The 709-nt window shown below is 77.2% G+C and carries 1 protein-coding gene; it reads left to right on the plus strand.

What is annotated here, in order from left to right:
* Positions 1-591, plus strand: a 591-nt coding sequence (locus ABD327_RS36875) for a thiamine pyrophosphate-dependent enzyme (RefSeq protein WP_344458290.1), incomplete at its 5' end; no start/stop codon positions are given.
* Positions 592-709: the final 118 nt, after the last annotated feature.

Here is a 709-nt window from a genome sequence, read left to right on the forward strand (position 1 = left end):
CGGCTGCTGGCCGCGCCGCCCGGCCCGCCCGGCCCGCCGCTGACCCCGCTGGACGCGGCCCGCGCCGTCGCGCGGGGCCTCGCCCCGGACACGCTGCTCGTCGAGGAGGCCATCACCTTCGGCGTCGTGCTGCGCTCGGTGCTGCGGCGCGACCTGCCGGGCAGCTACTCCCACACCATCGGCGGCGGCCTCGGCTCCGGGATCGGCCGCGCCGTCGGGCACGCCCTCGGCGACCCCGGCCGCCCGGTGGTCGCGGTCCTCGGCGACGGCTGCGCGCTGTTCGGCCTGCAGGGGCTCTGGAACGCGGCGTCCGGCCGGGTGCCGGTGACCTTCGTCGTGCTCAACAACGGCGAATACCGCACCCTCAAGCACACCCTTGACGACCGGGAGTCGCCCGCGTCCCGCGGCACCGGCCTGACCTTCCGGCAGCCCGCCCTCGACTTCACCCGGGCCGCGGCGTTCTTCGGGCTCGACGCCGTCCGGGCCGGCTCGGCGGACGAGCTCGCCGAGATCGTCGCGAAGGCCGGGCAGCGGGAGGCGCCGCTGGTCGTCGACGTCCCCATCACCGGATACGCGGAGGAGCGGCGATGAGCACCCTGGTCGACCTGACCGCCTCGGGCGGAAAGATCTTCGACGGGACATGGCGGGACGCCGGGGGCGGCGCGGCCGCCGTCAGGGAGCCGGCCACCGGCGCGGTCCTGGGCGAGGT

Origin of the sequence: Actinocorallia aurantiaca, from assembly GCF_039533685.1 — a bacterium.
Lineage (GTDB): Bacteria > Actinomycetota > Actinomycetes > Streptosporangiales > Streptosporangiaceae > Actinocorallia > Actinocorallia aurantiaca.